General features: G+C 66.3%; 16 protein-coding genes. 12 read left to right on the forward strand and 4 right to left on the reverse strand.

Annotated features, from left to right (window positions below; translation table 11 throughout):
* Positions 1-33: 33 nt before the first annotated feature.
* Positions 34-1,398 (reverse strand): FAD-dependent oxidoreductase, encoded by a 1,365-nt coding sequence (locus A5650_RS19455; RefSeq protein ID WP_067295170.1) that lies wholly within the window; start codon positions 1,396-1,398, stop codon positions 34-36.
* 54 nt (positions 1,399-1,452) lie between these two features.
* On the opposite strand from A5650_RS19455, the gene A5650_RS19460 reads away from it, so the two are divergent.
* The 6 genes from A5650_RS19460 to ahcY all read left to right on the forward strand — a co-directional run bounded on the left by A5650_RS19460 (position 1,453) and on the right by ahcY (position 6,999).
* The gene (locus A5650_RS19460) at positions 1,453-2,922 is read left to right on the forward strand and encodes an amino acid permease (protein ID WP_067295173.1); all 1,470 of its coding nucleotides are present in this window, start codon (positions 1,453-1,455) and stop codon (positions 2,920-2,922) included.
* A 177-nt stretch (positions 2,923-3,099) separates the two neighbouring features.
* On the forward strand, positions 3,100-4,326 hold the full coding sequence (locus A5650_RS19465; RefSeq protein ID WP_231992666.1) for an alkane 1-monooxygenase: 1,227 nt from the start codon (positions 3,100-3,102) through the stop codon (positions 4,324-4,326).
* Positions 4,323-4,490: a rubredoxin gene (locus A5650_RS26500; protein ID WP_082950838.1), complete on the forward strand. Its 168-nt coding sequence runs from the start codon at positions 4,323-4,325 to the stop codon at positions 4,488-4,490. The genes A5650_RS19465 and A5650_RS26500 overlap by 4 nt, the downstream gene beginning before the upstream one ends.
* Before the next feature lie 78 nt (positions 4,491-4,568).
* Complete coding sequence (locus tag A5650_RS19470; protein ID WP_067086968.1) at positions 4,569-4,751, forward strand: rubredoxin; 183 nt, start codon at positions 4,569-4,571, stop codon at positions 4,749-4,751.
* Positions 4,752-4,768: 17 nt separating this feature from the next.
* Complete coding sequence (gene alkX / locus A5650_RS19475; protein WP_067295179.1) at positions 4,769-5,395, forward strand: TetR family transcriptional regulator AlkX; 627 nt, start codon at positions 4,769-4,771, stop codon at positions 5,393-5,395.
* A 146-nt stretch (positions 5,396-5,541) separates the two neighbouring features.
* Positions 5,542-6,999, forward strand: a complete 1,458-nt coding sequence (ahcY, locus tag A5650_RS19480; RefSeq protein WP_067295477.1) for an adenosylhomocysteinase — start codon at positions 5,542-5,544, stop codon at positions 6,997-6,999.
* A 79-nt stretch (positions 7,000-7,078) separates the two neighbouring features.
* Here the strand turns inward: ahcY and A5650_RS19485 are convergent, their stop codons facing one another.
* A complete protein-coding gene (locus A5650_RS19485; protein WP_067295481.1) occupies positions 7,079-7,765 on the reverse strand; it encodes a DUF899 domain-containing protein in 687 nt (228 codons plus the stop codon).
* Between the two features lie 165 nt (positions 7,766-7,930).
* Here A5650_RS19485 and A5650_RS19490 point away from each other — a divergent pair, with 165 nt between their 5' ends.
* The gene (locus A5650_RS19490) at positions 7,931-9,208 is read left to right on the forward strand and encodes a lipase family protein (protein WP_067295485.1); all 1,278 of its coding nucleotides are present in this window, start codon (positions 7,931-7,933) and stop codon (positions 9,206-9,208) included.
* A gap of 1 nt (position 9,209) precedes the next feature.
* Here the strand turns inward: A5650_RS19490 and A5650_RS19495 are convergent, their stop codons facing one another.
* Positions 9,210-9,578: a heme-binding protein gene (locus tag A5650_RS19495; protein ID WP_067295187.1), complete on the reverse strand. Its 369-nt coding sequence runs from the start codon at positions 9,576-9,578 to the stop codon at positions 9,210-9,212.
* 128 nt (positions 9,579-9,706) lie between these two features.
* Positions 9,707-10,333 (reverse strand): trimeric intracellular cation channel family protein, encoded by a 627-nt coding sequence (locus A5650_RS19500; RefSeq protein WP_067295190.1) that lies wholly within the window; start codon positions 10,331-10,333, stop codon positions 9,707-9,709.
* A 22-nt stretch (positions 10,334-10,355) separates the two neighbouring features.
* Between A5650_RS19500 and A5650_RS19505 the strand changes: the two genes are divergently transcribed.
* From A5650_RS19505 to mtrB, 5 genes are all read left to right on the forward strand, one after another.
* Positions 10,356-11,624 (forward strand): amidohydrolase, encoded by a 1,269-nt coding sequence (locus A5650_RS19505; RefSeq protein ID WP_067295194.1) that lies wholly within the window; start codon positions 10,356-10,358, stop codon positions 11,622-11,624.
* 51 nt (positions 11,625-11,675) lie between these two features.
* Positions 11,676-12,287 (forward strand): NAD(P)H:quinone oxidoreductase, encoded by a 612-nt coding sequence (gene wrbA / locus A5650_RS19510; RefSeq protein WP_067295197.1) that lies wholly within the window; start codon positions 11,676-11,678, stop codon positions 12,285-12,287.
* 84 nt (positions 12,288-12,371) lie between these two features.
* The gene (locus A5650_RS19515; protein ID WP_067295200.1) at positions 12,372-13,004 is read left to right on the forward strand and encodes a dTMP kinase; all 633 of its coding nucleotides are present in this window, start codon (positions 12,372-12,374) and stop codon (positions 13,002-13,004) included.
* 79 nt (positions 13,005-13,083) lie between these two features.
* Complete coding sequence (gene mtrA / locus A5650_RS19520; protein ID WP_059099010.1) at positions 13,084-13,770, forward strand: two-component system response regulator MtrA; 687 nt, start codon at positions 13,084-13,086, stop codon at positions 13,768-13,770.
* Between the two features lie 71 nt (positions 13,771-13,841).
* Positions 13,842-15,488, forward strand: a complete 1,647-nt coding sequence (gene mtrB, locus A5650_RS19525; RefSeq protein WP_067295203.1) for an MtrAB system histidine kinase MtrB — start codon at positions 13,842-13,844, stop codon at positions 15,486-15,488.
* The last annotated feature ends 2 nt before the right edge of the window (positions 15,489-15,490 follow it).

The following is a 15,490-nucleotide window of genomic DNA, read 5'->3' on the forward strand; positions in this document are numbered from 1 at the left end:
GTCATGGTGACGAAGTTACCGCGCGTCCGGATCTCAAGCCGTTTGCAGTACCCCGGACCGACGCCGGGCCGTGCGCTTCTCCGCCAGCCACAGCCGCAGGTTGTGCCCGATGGTGCGGCCGACCAGTCTCGGCGACGGGATCATGTAGAGGCTGTCGAGCAGGCTGAACCGTCGCAGAAACCATTCGGCGAGAACGGGATCGGTCTCTGCAGCGCCCAGGAACTGGTCGAACAGCCCGCCGACCGGCTTGTACCACCACTTGGCCTCGCCGGTCGCGTTGTGCAGGGTCAGGTCACCGATGGTGGTCATCATCCAGACCGGCCATGTCGTCTTGGCCGTGGCTTTGGCGAGGCGTCCCGCCACGTCCGGATCGCCCGACTGCAGTACGGCCCGCAGGTTGCTCGCCTGGATCGCCGTCATCGTCATGCCCTGGCCGAAGGTCGGGTTGAAGCTGACGACGGCGTCGCCGAACGGAATGATGCCCTCGGGGAACCGTTCCAGGGCGTCGTAGCGTCGCCACCGACTCGTCGGATAGCGGTGGAACGCCATCTCGCCGAGCGGGGTGGCCTGCCGCAGCGCGGACGAGACGTGCGCGGGCAAGATCTCATCGGCCAGGTCGAGGATCTGCTCGACGGTCTGAGGTGGCGGCACCTTGCCGATGCCGAAGGTGGTGACGTTCCAGTTGCCGTCCTCGTAGAACAGCATTCCGATACCGAGCGGCTGGGTCCGCGAGGCGCCCGCGACCACGACCTTCTCGGCCAGCAAACCGTCGGGAACGTGGAACTGGTGGCTGGCGTAGGCGATGCCGACGTCAACGGTTTCCTCGGTGGGACGTTCGAACCCCCACGCCTCCAGCCATGCGGGGAGCCGCGTGCCCCGACCGGCGGCGTCGACGACCAGATCGGCGGCGACGGTCTCACCACTGTCGAGCAGCACGCCCGTCACCCGTCCCGCGTCGTGGACAGGTTCGATGACGGCGGCGTGCACGATGTCGACGTTGGCGATGCCCTTCACGCGCTTGCGGATCTGCCACTCCAGTTGCGGGCGGCTCGGCACGTAGGCGGTGAACTCGTCGTGCAGCCGGTGCGCCGTGCCGAGCACATGCCCGGCGGCGCCGAAGTAAATGCAGTCGGGCCGGTTCTCCAGAATCGGCACGCCGTCGGCGACCATGTCGGCCAGCAGCCCAGGGAAGTGGCTTTCGAACTCCTGGGCGCCCCGGGCCATCAGCAGGTGGACGTGGCGGCCCTGGGGGACGGCAGCGCGGTTGGCGGGGTCTTCGGGCAGGTTGTCGCGTTCGTAGACGGTGACCCGGTCGCTGACGTTTGAGAGCACCCGGGCCGCGCACATCCCCGCGAGACTTCCCCCGATGACAGCTACGTGTTTATAACTCCGCCCCATTGGGTGCACGGTACTCGGTAGATTGCGCGAACGGACCCGACAGGAGGACCTGCGATGGCTCGGCGGACGAAGTCAGTGGAGCAGTCCATCGCCGACACCGATGAACCCGACACCCGCCTGCGCAAAGACCTGAACTGGTGGGACCTCACGGTGTTCGGGGTGTCGGTGGTGATCGGCGCGGGCATCTTCACCATCACCGCCTCGACAGCGGGCAATCTCACCGGCCCGGCGATATCGATCTCGTTCGTGCTGGCCGCGATCGCCTGCGGCTTGGCGGCGCTGTGCTACGCCGAATTCGCCTCGACGGTGCCGGTCGCGGGCAGCGCCTACACGTTCTCCTACGCGACGTTCGGGGAGTTCGTCGCCTGGGTCATCGGATGGGACCTGATCCTCGAGTTCGCGGTCGCGTCGGCCGTCGTCGCGAAGGGGTGGTCGAGCTACCTCGGCGAGGTGTTCAACTTTGGTGGCGGAACAGCGGAATTCGGTTGGCTGCAACTGGATTGGGGCGCCCTGCTGATCATCGCGTTCGTCACGGTCATCCTCGCCATCGGCACCAAGCTCTCGGCCGGGGTCAGCTTGGCGATCACCGTGATCAAGGTGGGGGTGGTCCTGCTGGTCGTCGCGGTCGGCGCGTTCTACATCAAGGCCGCCAACTACTCGCCGTTCCTGCCGCCCGCCGAAGCGGGTGAGGGCGGACGGGGCACCGACCAGTCGCTGCTGTCTTTGATCACCGGCGCCGAGGGCAGCAGCTACGGGTGGTACGGCCTGCTGGCAGGCGCCTCGATCGTGTTCTTCGCGTTCATCGGTTTCGACGTCGTGGCCACCACAGCGGAGGAGACCAAGAATCCGCAGCGCGACGTCTCCCGCGGCATCCTGGCCTCGCTCGCGATCGTGACGGTGCTCTACGTCGCGGTGTCGGTCGTCCTGACCGGCATGGTGCGCTACACCGAATTGCGCGCGGCGGGGGAGAAGGCCAACCTCGCAACCGCGTTCAGCGCCAACGGAATCGACTGGGCGGCGAAGGTGATCTCGATCGGCGCGCTGGCGGGCCTGACCACGGTGGTGATCGTGTTGGTGCTCGGGCAGACGCGGGTGTTCTTCGCGATGTCACGCGACGGGTTGTTGCCCCGCTCGCTGGCCAAGACCGGTCGCCACGGAACGCCGGTGCGCATCACGTTGATCGTCGGCGTGGTCGTCGCGATCACCGCCTCGGTGTTCCCGATCGACAAGCTCGAGGAGATGGTCAACATCGGCACGCTGTTCGCGTTCGTGCTGGTGTCCGCCGGCGTGATCGTGCTGCGACGCTCGCGGCCCGACCTCGAGCGCGGGTTCTGGGTGCCGGGTGTGCCGTGGCTGCCGATCGCCTCGATCGTCGCCTGTGTCTGGCTGATGCTGAACCTCACCGCGCTCACGTGGATCCGCTTCCTCATCTGGATGGCGATCGGCGTCGCGCTCTACTTCGTCTACGGCCGCCGCCATTCGGTGCTGGGCCGCCGCGAACGCGAATCCATCACCACTGCCTGATAAGGCTCTGCTGCCGAGCGCGCAGCCGCGTAGCGCTTTCGGGTCCGAGACCGTAAAAGGCTGCGCGCTCGCGGCCACCAGTGCTTTACAAACACTGGTTCTGTGTCTAGACAAACGACAAAGCTGCTCCTATAGTCAAGCTCAGACGTGACAGCACTCACTTCAGGAGGCTTGGCAGTGACCACGCAGACATCGGAACTCGACGCCGTCGAATGGCGTGACAAGAAGCGCTATCTGTGGCTGATGGGCTTGATCGCGCCGACGGCGCTGTTCGTGATGCTGCCGCTGGTGTGGGCCTTCAACCAGTGGGGTTGGCACGCCGCGGCGCAAGTGCCGTTCTGGATCGGGCCGATCCTGCTGTACATCGTGTTGCCGGCGCTGGACCTGAAATTCGGACCGGACGGGCAGAACCCGCCCGACGAGGTGATGGAGCGACTCGAGAACGACAAGTACTACCGCTACTGCACCTACATCTACATCCCGTTCCAGTACGCCAGCGTGATCGTCGGGGCGTACCTGTTCACCGCATCGGACCTGAGCTGGCTCGGCTTCGACGGTGGACTGGGGTGGCCGGCGAGAATCGGCCTGGCGCTCTCGGTCGGTCTGCTCGGCGGGGTCGGGATCAATACCGCACACGAGATGGGGCACAAGAAGGACTCGCTCGAGCGATGGCTGGCCAAGATCACGCTGGCGCAGACGTGCTACGGCCACTTCTACATCGAGCACAACCGCGGCCACCACGTCCGCGTGGCGACCCCGGAGGATCCGGCGTCCGCCCGCTTCGGCGAGACGTTTTGGGAGTTCCTGCCGCGCAGCGTGTTCGGGTCGCTGAAGTCGGCGTGGGAGCTGGAGGCCAAGCGGCTCGAGCGTAGCGGGCGCAGCACGCGGGATCCAAGAACGTACTGGTCCAATGACGTCCTCAACGCATGGGCGATGTCGATCGTGTTCTACGGCGCGCTGATCGCGGTGTTCGGCTGGGCGCTGATCCCCTACATCGTCATCTCGGCGGTGTTCGGCTTCACGCTGCTCGAGACCGTGAACTATCTCGAGCACTACGGCCTGCTGCGGCAGAAGACCGAGAGCGGTCGCTACGAGCGCTGCGCGCCGGTGCACAGCTGGAACTCCGATCACGTCGTGACCAACCTGTTCCTGTATCACCTGCAGCGTCACAGCGATCACCACGCCAACCCGACCCGGCGCTACCAGACGCTGCGCAGCATGGAGGGCGCGCCGAACCTGCCGAGCGGCTACGCGTCGATGATCGCGCTGACGTACGTCCCGCCGCTGTGGCGCCGGGTGATGGACCACCGGGTGCTCGATCACTACGACGGTGACATCACCCGCGTGAACGTGCACCCTCGCGTGCGCGACAAGGTGCTGGCCCGTCACGGAGTGCACGCGTGAACGCCTACCGCTGCCCGGGTTGTGACTACGTCTACGACGAGACGAAAGGGGCTCCGCGGGAAGGCTTTCCGGCTGGAACGCAATGGAGCGACATTCCCGACGACTGGAGCTGCCCCGATTGCGCTGTGCGCGAGAAGGTCGACTTCGAACCCCTTACCCGTTGACTCTGCGTCCATGGCGCGAAAGTGCGAGTGATCCTCGCCCCGAGCGCAGAGTCAACCGAAGAGAGACAAGAAGGTGAAGTGATGGACTACAAACTGTTCGTCTGCGTGCAGTGCGGATTCGAGTACGACGAGGAGAAGGGCTGGCCGGAGGACGGTATCGCCCCCGGCACGCGGTGGGACGACATCCCCGACGACTGGAGCTGCCCGGACTGCGGCGCGGCCAAGTCCGACTTCGAGATGGTCGAGGTCGCCCGTTCGTGACGACTACTCTCGCGCGTGTGAACAGCCCGCGCCGGACCGCGCAGCGCATCCCCTACGCCGAAGCGTCGAGGGTGTTGCTGCGCGATTCCATCCTCGACGGGATGCGCGAACTGCTGCTCACCCGTGACTGGTCGGCGATCACCCTGTCCGACGTCGCCAAGGCCGCCGGCATCAGCCGCCAGACCATCTACAACGAATTCGGCTCGCGCCAGGGTTTGGCCCAGGCGTACGCGATGCGGTTGGCCGACCGGCTGGTCGACCAGATCGACGACGCCATCGAAGGCAACGTCGGCGACGTCTTCGCGGCGTTCAGCCACGGCTTCCGCGACTTCTTCACCGAGTCCGCCGCCGACCCGCTGGTGATCTCACTGCTGACCGGTGAGGCCAAACCGGACCTGTTGCAGCTCATCACCACCGACAGCGGGCCGATCATCACCCATTGCAGCCAGCGGCTGACGCAGACGTTCATCGACAGCTGGGTGAAGGCCAGCGACGAGGACGCCGGCGTGCTGGCCAGGGCCATCGTCCGGCTGGCGATGAGCTATGTCTCGATGCCGCCCGAAGCCGACCATGATGTGGCACGTGACCTGGCCCGATTGATGACACCGTTCGCCGAACGCTACGGTGTTATCGATATTCCTTAGCTGTCAGAGCGCCACGGCTGGTTCAACCGCACGCGCCTGTCCCGCGAGCCCGCAGGCTATGGATGTCTACTCAGATGTCGCCGTGCGCACATCTGTGCGCTCATAGGCACTGCTCATAGGCAATGACGAACGAAAAGGGGCTCTACATGACTGAGCTGAAAGCCGACTCCCGCAACGGGATCGACTACAAGGTCGCCGACCTGTCTCTCGCTGACTACGGCCGCAAGGAGATCCGCCTGGCCGAGCACGAGATGCCCGGCTTGATGGCGCTGCGCGAGGAGTACCACGACGTGCAGCCGCTCAAGGGCGCGCGTATCTCGGGCTCGCTGCACATGACCGTGCAGACGGCGGTGCTGATCGAAACGCTGGTGGCGCTCGGCGCCGAGGTTCGATGGGCGTCGTGCAACATCTTCTCCACCCAGGACCACGCGGCCGCGGCCGTCGTCGTCGGCCCGCACGGCACGCCGGAGGAGCCCAAGGGCACCCCGGTCTTCGCGTGGAAGGGCGAGACGCTCGAGGAGTACTGGTGGGCCGCCGAGGAGATGCTCACCTGGGAGGGCGAACCGGCGAACATGATCCTCGACGACGGCGGCGACGCCACGATGATGGTGTTGCGCGGGGCGCAGTACGAGAAGCAGGGCGTGGTCCCGCCGGCCGAGGACGACGATCCGGCGGAGTGGAAGGTCTTTCTCGGCGTGCTGCGCAAGCGCTTCGAGACCGACAAGAACAAGTGGACCAAGATCGCGGAGTCGGTCAAGGGCGTCACCGAGGAGACGACGACGGGCGTGCTGCGCCTGTACCAGTTCGAGGCCGCCGGTGAGCTGCCGTTCCCGGCGATCAACGTCAACGACTCGGTCACCAAGAGCAAGTTCGACAACAAGTACGGCACCCGGCACTCGCTGATCGACGGCATCAACCGCGGCACCGACGTGCTGATCGGCGGCAAGAAGGTGCTGATCTGCGGCTACGGCGACGTCGGAAAGGGCTGCGCGGAGTCGTTGGCCGGCCAGGGCGCGCGCGTCGCGGTCACCGAGATCGACCCGATCAACGCGCTGCAGGCGCTGATGGACGGGTTCGACGTGGTGACCGTCGAGGACGGCATCGGCGAGGCCGACATCGTCATCACCGCGACGGGTAACAAGGACATCATCACGCTCGAGCACATGCGGGCGATGAAGGACCAGGCGATCCTGGGCAACATCGGCCACTTCGACAACGAGATCGACATGGCCGCCCTCGAGCGCTCGGGTGCCAAGAAGCTCAACATCAAGCCGCAGGTCGACCAGTGGATCTTCGACGACGGTAAGTCGATCGTGGTGCTGTCCGAGGGGCGTCTGCTGAACCTGGGCAACGCGACGGGCCACCCGTCGTTCGTGATGAGCAACAGCTTCTCCAACCAGGTCATCGCGCAGATCGAGCTGTGGACCAAGAACGACGAATACGACAACGCGGTCTACCGGTTGGCCAAGCATCTCGACGAGAAGGTCGCGCGCATCCACGTCGAGGCACTCGGCGGCCAGCTGACCAAGCTCACCAAGGAGCAGGCGGAGTACATCGGCGTCGACGTCGAGGGCCCGTACAAGCCCGAGCACTATCGCTACTGATCACGTCCTCACCGAGGCTGCGGGGAGATCGCGATCCTTTTCGAATTCTGCGATCTCCCCGCGGTTGCGCGTCTGAACCCTATGCCGGGTACTCGTCGCGTTTGCGCGGCCAGTCGGAGAAGTCCTCGCCGCGGCCTTTGGGCGCGCGATCGAGCAGCTGCCAGGTGGCGTTGAGTGCCTCGGTGCCGCGGTCGTAGGTCGAGTAAGTGTGGTACACCACGCCGTCCTCCAGGGCGAAGCAACTGAGCGCCATCAGCTCCATGACGTCGAGCATGCTGCCGCTGCCCTTGCCGAAGTCACGACGCGGCGTCGGAACATGCATGTAGCCGAAGAAGTCGGCGTCGAAATCGCTGCCGCCTGAGGACACCCACTCGATATCCCAGCCCATCCGCTGCTTGTAGGCGCTGAGCACCGGAAGCGGGGAGCGTGACGACAAGATGAATGTCACGTCCCTGTGCGCCAGATGCGGTACCGCGCCGACCAGGTTGTCGGTCTCGAAGGTGCAGCCCGGGCAGCCCTCCGGCGTGTTCGGCCCGTGCATGAAATGCCGCACGATCAACTGTGATCGGCCGTCGAACAGTTCGGCCAGTGTGCGCCGCCCGGACGTGGTGTCGAACTCGTACGGCTTGTCGACCCGCACCCATGGCAGCGCCTGCCGCTGCCTGGCGAGCTCGGCGGCCCTGCGGGTCAGCTCCTTCTCCTGGGCCAGCTGTTGTTCGTACGCAGCGCGCCACTGTTCGCGTGTTCCGACCTGATGCGTCGTCATGTCGTCTGCCTCCTCCATACGGAATGGGTTCGGCGAAACAGACTCGCGCTGACGCTCGAACTCATCGCGTTCACGACGTGTTGAGGCGGAAACGGGCCTCATGGAACCAATTTCGTTGCTAACGTCCGACCCGTGGGCCGCATCCTCGGAATCGCGATCGCCCTCATGATCTCCATTATGGGGATTTCGCCGCCCGCATCCGCCGACGATCCGACCATCGACGATCACAACCCCTTCTTCAACGAGGACGAATACCAGGCGTTCTACACGCCGCCGGACCCGTTGCCGCCGGGCAAGCCCGGCGACCTGATCCGCACGGAGCCGTCGCGGCTGGTGCTCGAACCGTCGGGCGAACTCGGCATGATCATGGCCGAAGGTACGCGAATCATGTACCGCAGCAACGACGCTCGCGGAAATCCGGATGTCGTCACCGGCACGTACTTCGAGCCGCACGCGCCGTGGCCGTTCGGCGGGCCCCGCCCGCTGATCGTCTACGGCCCCGGCACCCAGGGCCAGGGCGACCAGTGCGCGCCGTCGCGGCAGTTCAACCAGGGCATCCACTGGTCGCCATACCTCGACCTCGCGTTCAACTACGAGGAGCTTTTCGTCGCGACGATGGTCGCGCGCGGTTTCGCGATCGTCATGACCGATTACGAGGGTCTGGGCACGCCCGGCTTACACACCTACGCGAACCGGGTTTCCCAGGGCCATGCGATGCTCGACGCCGCCCGCGCCGCGAAGAACCTGCCGGGAACCTCGCTGACGCCCGACGGTCCGCTGGCGTTCTGGGGATACTCACAGGGCGGGGGCGCCGCGGCGTCCGCAGCCGAGATGGCCGAGTCGTACGCGCCCGAACTCGACATCGTCGGCTCTTATGCCGGTGCGCCGCCCGCCGACCTGAAGGCGCTGTTCCCGTTCATCGACGGCAGCATGTTGATCGGCGCCGTCGGTTATGCGCTGAACGGCGTCATCGCGGCCTACCCCGAACACGAGGCGGCTATCCGGGCGACGCTGACCCCGCGCGGCGCGGACCTGCTCTACAAGGTGCAGGACCAGTGCGTCGCCGAGACGCTGACCAAGTTCATGTTCCGGCACCTGCAGCCGTACTTCAATCAGGACATCTTCCAACTCGTCGAGCAGGAGCCGTTCACGTCGCTCTTCGACGAGCAGAAGCTGGGTCGCATGAAACCCAATGCGCCCGTGCTGATCAACGCCAACCGATACGACCCGCTGGTCCCGTGGGCGCCGGCGATGCAGATGGGCCGCGACTGGTGCGCCCAGGGCGCCGACGTCGAGGCGCGCACCAACGAACAGCCGCCGTTCCTCAACAAGGCGATGGTCAACCACGGCCTGCCAATGCTGGTCGACGGCGAACCCGCCATGCAGTGGATTGCCGACCGGTTCAAGGGCGTGCCGACGGCGTCGAACTGCGGACGCTTCTGAGTCAGGGCACGGCCGTTGCGCCGCAGTGGTTCTTCAGATCGACGAGCGGCTGGCGAATCCCGGCCATCTCGGCGCTTTCCTGCGGATGTTCAGTCATATAGGTCGTCACACGCGCGGCGACCTGCTCACGCGAGAGACCCTGCAGCGTGCTCATGTACGAGTTCAGATCGGGATGGGTGAACAGGTACGCCGAGGTCGACGCGTCGACCCCGGCGCGCACGCCTTCGAGATCGGCGGTGGAGCAATTCGCCGGTCCCGCACCGGGATTCGTATCGGCCTGGGCGAGCGGGGCGGCGATCAGCGCTGCGGCTCCGGCCGCCCCGGCGAGGGTGGCCAGTGAAAGGGGGACTGACCTGCGGATGTTGAGCATTGCGATGACTCCCTGGACGGTTTGCGTTGTTTGCCAGTCTGTTGCCGTCGCGCTCGACCCGCACGCCGTCCCAAGCGGTTACACAGGAAACCTGTAGCCGACGACAAGGTGCCTGTCGCGGGCCGTGGTCAACGTTGCCAACGGGGCTGGGGAGCGTCGAGGTTGAAGCCGACGCCGACCATCCGGATCACGAAACATACCGTCGCCGCGCCGAGCGTCGCCCAGATGGTCCGGTACTCGAGGCCGTAGAGGGCCGCAGCACATCCAGCGCCGATCATCGCCGGGATGGCGTAAAGCTCGCTTCGGAACACGGTGGGGACCTGCCCGATCGCCATGTCACGAATGGTGCCGCCACCCACCGCGGTGATGGTGCCCACGATTACGGCCTGGAGGACACCGAACCCCATGCTCAGCGCCTTGTAGCTGGCAAGAACGGCGAAAACGCTCAGCCCCACTGCGTCGGCGGCTGTGATGGGCATCGTGAAGCGCCCGAGCGCGGGACTGAGTATGAACGCGACGCACCCGCCGGCAGCCGCAGTCACCAGATACCGCCAGTCCACGAACGTCGCGGGAGGAAGGGCGTCGAGCAGGATGTCGCGGATGACTCCACCACCCAGGCCGGTGAGCATGCCGACGGTGACGATGCCGAAGATGTCAAGACGTGTAACACGCACCGAGACCAAGGCGCCATTGAGCGCGAACGCGAAGGTGCCGATGAGGTCGAGCACGAGCAGAAGCGGTGTTTCGGTCGACATTTGGCGGTGTATACCCGGCAACATGCAGCCATCCCCGGAAGTTCTCGGCCAAGTGCTGGCTGGACTGCCTAGGGCGCGGGACTGGCAGGAATCCTTGTACCGCGACCTGCATGCGCATCCGGAACTGTCGCACCACGAAGTCCGAACCGCCCGTAAGGTCGCCGAACGGTTACGCGGCTTCGGCTACGAGGTGCGCGACGGCGTGGGCGGCACCGGGGTCGTCGGTGTGCTGTCCAACGGGCCGGGGCCGGCCGTGCTGCTGCGTGCCGACATGGATGCGCTACCCGTGCAGGAGGCCACCGGGCTCGACTACGCCAGCAGCGTGCGGGCGACCGATGCCGGCGGCAACGACGTTCCGGTCATGCACGCATGCGGACACGACGTACACGTCGTCGCGCTGTTGGGCGCGGCCCAGTTACTCGTCGAGGGTCGCGACCACTGGAGCGGCACCGTCGTCGCATTGTTTCAACCCGCCGAGGAAACCTCGGACGGTGCCCGCGCGATGGTGGACGACGACCTGGCACAGCTGATTCCCAAGATCGACGTCGCGCTCGCACAGCACGTGCTGCCCGCACCCGCCGGCCGCGTCGGCGTGCGCGAAGGTGCCGTTCTCTCCGCTGCCGACAGCATGCGCATCACCGTCTACGGCCGCGGCGCCCACGGCTCGATGCCGCAGGCGGCCGTGGACCCCATCGTGCTGGCGGCGATGATCGTCGTACGCCTGCAGGCCGTCGTATCCCGTGAGGTCGCACCGGGCGATACCGCGGTGCTGACCGTCGGCAGCATCGCGGCCGGTACCAAGAGCAATGTGATCCCGGATCACGCTGTGCTGCAACTGAATATCCGTACCTACAGCGAGCAGACGCGCAGGACCGTGCTCGAGGCCATCCGGCGTATCGTCACCGCCGAGTGCCGGGCATCGAATTCCCCGAAGGAGCCTGAGTTCGAGCTTTTCGACCGCTTTCCCTTGACTGAGAACGACTTTGATACCACCAACCAGGTGAGGGATATGTTCGTCGCGTTCTTCGGGGAGCGGTGCGGGGAGATGCCGCCGCAGAGCGCGAGCGAAGACTTCAGCGAGATACCGGTCGCGCTGGGGGTGCCGTACACGTACTGGGGGATCGGTGGCATCGATGCACAGTCCTACCAGCAGGCCCTCGATCGCGGCAGCGTGGAGCAGGACATTCCGGTCAATCACTCGGCGACGTTCGCCCCGGTCATCCAGCCGACCCTGGACACCGGCACGCAGGCGTTGGTCGTCGCAGCGATGGCCTGGTTGGCGCGGACATGAGACATCCTCAACGGGAGGGCCGCTGACGCGTCAACAGGAAGGAGATCGACCATGGTGAAGCTATCGGTGATCTACTACTCGGCCACGGGGCATGGCACTGCGATGGCGCGCAGGGTCGCCGAGGCCGGAGAGGAGGCCGGTGCCGAAGTTCGGTTACGCCACGTTGCGGAAACGCGTGATCCGCAGACATTCGCCGACAATCCCGCTTGGAGTGCGAATTACGAGGCCACGAAGGATCTTCCGGTGGCGACCGGTGACGACATCGTGTGGGCCGACGCCGTGATCTTCGGCTCGCCGACTCGATTCGGTTCCCCCGCAGCCCCTTTCCGGACCTACATCGACACGCTGGGCGGGCTGTGGGCGCAGGGTCAGCTCGCGGACAAGGTCTACGCGGGATTCACGTCCTCCCAAACCGCTCACGGTGGCCAGGAAACCACCCTCATCAACCTCTACGTCACGCTGATGCACTTCGGCGGCATCATCGTCCCGCCCGGTTACACCAGTCAGTTGAAGTTCGCCGACGGCAACCCTTACGGGGTCAGTCACGTCACCGGGCCGGACAACAAGTCGCCCCTCAACGAAGCGACCATTGCCGCACTCGAACACATGGCGCAACGCGTTGTCACCGTCGCTGGGCACCTGACGGCTCGACTGGCGGGATGATGGGCCGTCGCGCAGGCCGCCGATCGGGCCGAACACGACGTCTGATGCGGCCATAAATAACCGGGCATCGCTAGTCTCACAGCCGTGCTGATGGTCATCGAAGGCGTCGACGGCGCGGGCAAACGCACGCTGACCAACGGGCTGCGAACCGCGTTCGAGGCCCACGGCAGGACGGTGACCAGCCTGGCGTTCCCGCGCTACGGCCAGTCCGTGGAGGCCGACGTGGCCGCCGAGGCGCTGCACGGTTCGCACGGCGACCTGGCCGACTCGGTCTACGCGATGGCCGTCCTGTTCGCGCTCGACCGTGCGCGCGCCAAGGCCGAGGTCGAACGTCTGCAGGCCGCCTACGACGTCGTCATCCTCGACCGTTACGTCGCATCCAACGCCGCATACAGCGCCGCGCGGCTGCACCAGGACGCCGACGGAGAGGTCGTCGAGTGGGTGCGCGTCCTGGAGTACGAGCGGCTCGCGCTGCCGCGACCGGACGCCCAGGTGCTGCTCGCCGTCCCGACCGAACTCGCCGCCCAGCGCGCCGAGCACCGCGCCAACACCGAGGCCGACCGCGCCAAGGACGCCTATGAGCGTGACGGCGGGCTGCAGCAACGCACCTCCGACGTCTACGCCGCGCTGGCCGCCGCGCACTGGTGCGGGCCCTGGACGGTGGCCGGACCCGACGTCGACGCCGCGGCCCTGGCCGCCGAACTGGACGCTCGGTAGGCCCGTTCGGGCACATTCGCCGGTCAACACGCGAAACGCGCCGTGTGGTAGCCGGGGTTTATCGCAATTCGGTGACACCATGGACTCCATGAGGCAAAGGATTCTGGTTGTCGACGATGACCCGTCGCTCGCCGAGATGCTCACCATCGTGCTGCGGGGGGAAGGTTTCGACACCGCGGTCATCGGTGACGGCACCCAAGCGCTGACCGCGGTCCGCGAGCTGCGGCCCGATCTGGTGCTGCTGGACCTGATGCTGCCCGGTATGAACGGCATCGACGTGTGCCGGGTGCTCCGCGCGGACTCCGGCGTGCCGATCGTCATGCTGACCGCCAAGACGGACACCGTCGACGTGGTGCTGGGCCTGGAGTCCGGCGCCGACGACTACGTCATGAAGCCGTTCAAACCCAAGGAGCTCGTCGCGCGCGTTCGAGCGAGGTTGCGGCGCAACGAGGACGAGCCGGCCGAGATGCTGTCGATCGGCGATGTCGACATCGACGTGCCCGCGCACAAGGTCACCCGGCAGGGCGAACAGATCTCGCTGACCCCGCTGGAATTCGACCTGTTGGTGGCGTTGGCGCGCAAACCCCGCCAGGTGTTTACTCGAGATGTGCTGCTCGAACAGGTGTGGGGTTATCGGCACCCCGCGGACACCCGTTTGGTGAACGTGCATGTCCAGCGGCTGCGGGCGAAGGTCGAGAAGGACCCGGAGAACCCCCAGGTGGTGCTCACCGTTCGAGGAGTGGGATACAAGGCCGGACCCCCGTGACAGGCACGGCTCGGCCGTGGTCGTGATCTCGACCGCACGGCGGTCGCCGTGTTGACCACCCGGCGGGCGCCGTGATCTTCAGTTCCAGACGACGCATCCATCGTCGTTCGGCTCCGTTGGTACGCGGACTGGGCGCGTTGGGGCGGGCGATCAGCCTCGCCTGGCGGCGCTCTCTGCAGCTGCGCGTCGTCTCGTTGACGTTGGGACTGTCGCTGGCCGTCATCCTCGTGCTCGGTTTCGTGCTGACCAGCCAGATCACCGACCGCATCCTCGAGGTCAAGGTGCGTGCGGCCACCGAACAGATCGACCGCGCGCGCACCACCGTCAGCGGGATCGTCGGCGGTGAGGAGACCCGCTCGCTCGACAGCAGCCTGCAGTTGGCGCGCAACACGCTGATCGACCGCAGCGCCGACGCCGAACCGGGCCTGGCGGGCACATTCGACGCGGTTCTGGTGGTGCCCGGCGACGGGCCCCGAGCGGCGACGGCGGCCGGTCCCGTTCAGCAGGTGCCCAACACTCTGCGCGACTTCGTCAAGGCCGGTCAGGTCAGCTATCAGTACGCGACCGTGCACACCGACGGCTTCTCCGGACCCGCGCTGATCGTCGGTAGCCCTACGTCGTCGCCGGTGACGAATCTCGAGCTGTACCTGATCTTTCCGTTGAACAACGAAGAGTCGACGATCACGCTGGTCCGCGGGACGATGGCGACCGGCGGCGTGGTCCTCCTCGGCCTGCTCGCCGCGATCGCCCTGCTGGTGGCGCGCCAGATCGTGCTTCCGGTGCGGTCCGCATCACGCATCGCCGAGCGGTTCGCCGAAGGGCACCTCACCGAGCGCATGCCGGTGCGCGGCGAGGACGACATGGCCCGCCTGGCCGTCTCGTTCAACGACATGGCCGAGAGCCTGCACCGCCAGATCACCCAGCTCGAGGAGTTCGGCAACCTGCAGCGGCGGTTCACCTCCGACGTCAGTCACGAACTGCGGACACCGTTGACCACGGTGCGCATGGCCGCCGACCTGATCTACGACCACAGCGAGGACCTCGACCCGGCGCTGCGCCGGTCCACCGAGCTGATGGTCAGCGAGCTCGACCGCTTCGAGACGCTGCTCAACGACCTGCTCGAGATCTCCCGCCACGACGCCGGTGTCGCCGAGTTGTCGGTCGAGTCGCTCGATCTGCGCTCGACGGTGCAGAGCGCGCTGGACAACGTCGGACACCTCGCGGCCGACGCCGAGGTCGAGCTCATCGTTGACATGCCCACCAAGGAGGTTATCGCCGAGGTCGACCCGCGCCGCGTCGAGCGCATCCTGCGCAACCTGATCGCCAACGCCATCGATCACGCCGAACACAAACCGGTGCGCATCCGGATGGCCGCCGACGACGACACCGTCGCCGTCACCGTCCGCGACTACGGCGTCGGGCTGCGACCCGGCGAGGAGAAGCTGGTCTTCAGCCGGTTCTGGCGGTCGGATCCTTCGCGGGTGCGGCGTTCCGGCGGCACCGGTCTGGGTCTGGCGATCAGCATCGAAGACGCCCGTCTGCACCAGGGCAGGCTCGAGGCGTGGGGCGAACCTGGCAAGGGCGCCTGCTTCCGCCTGACGTTGCCGCTCGTGCGCGGGCACAAGGTGACGACCAGCCCGCTGCCGTTGAAACCCGTTGCGCCGGACGAACCTCCGCCCCGCAATCGCGATCGTGAGCCCGCGCAGGAGTCCGTGTGAGA

The sequence above is a fragment of the Mycobacterium sp. 1164985.4 genome (assembly GCF_001668575.1).
GTDB lineage: Bacteria > Actinomycetota > Actinomycetes > Mycobacteriales > Mycobacteriaceae > Mycobacterium.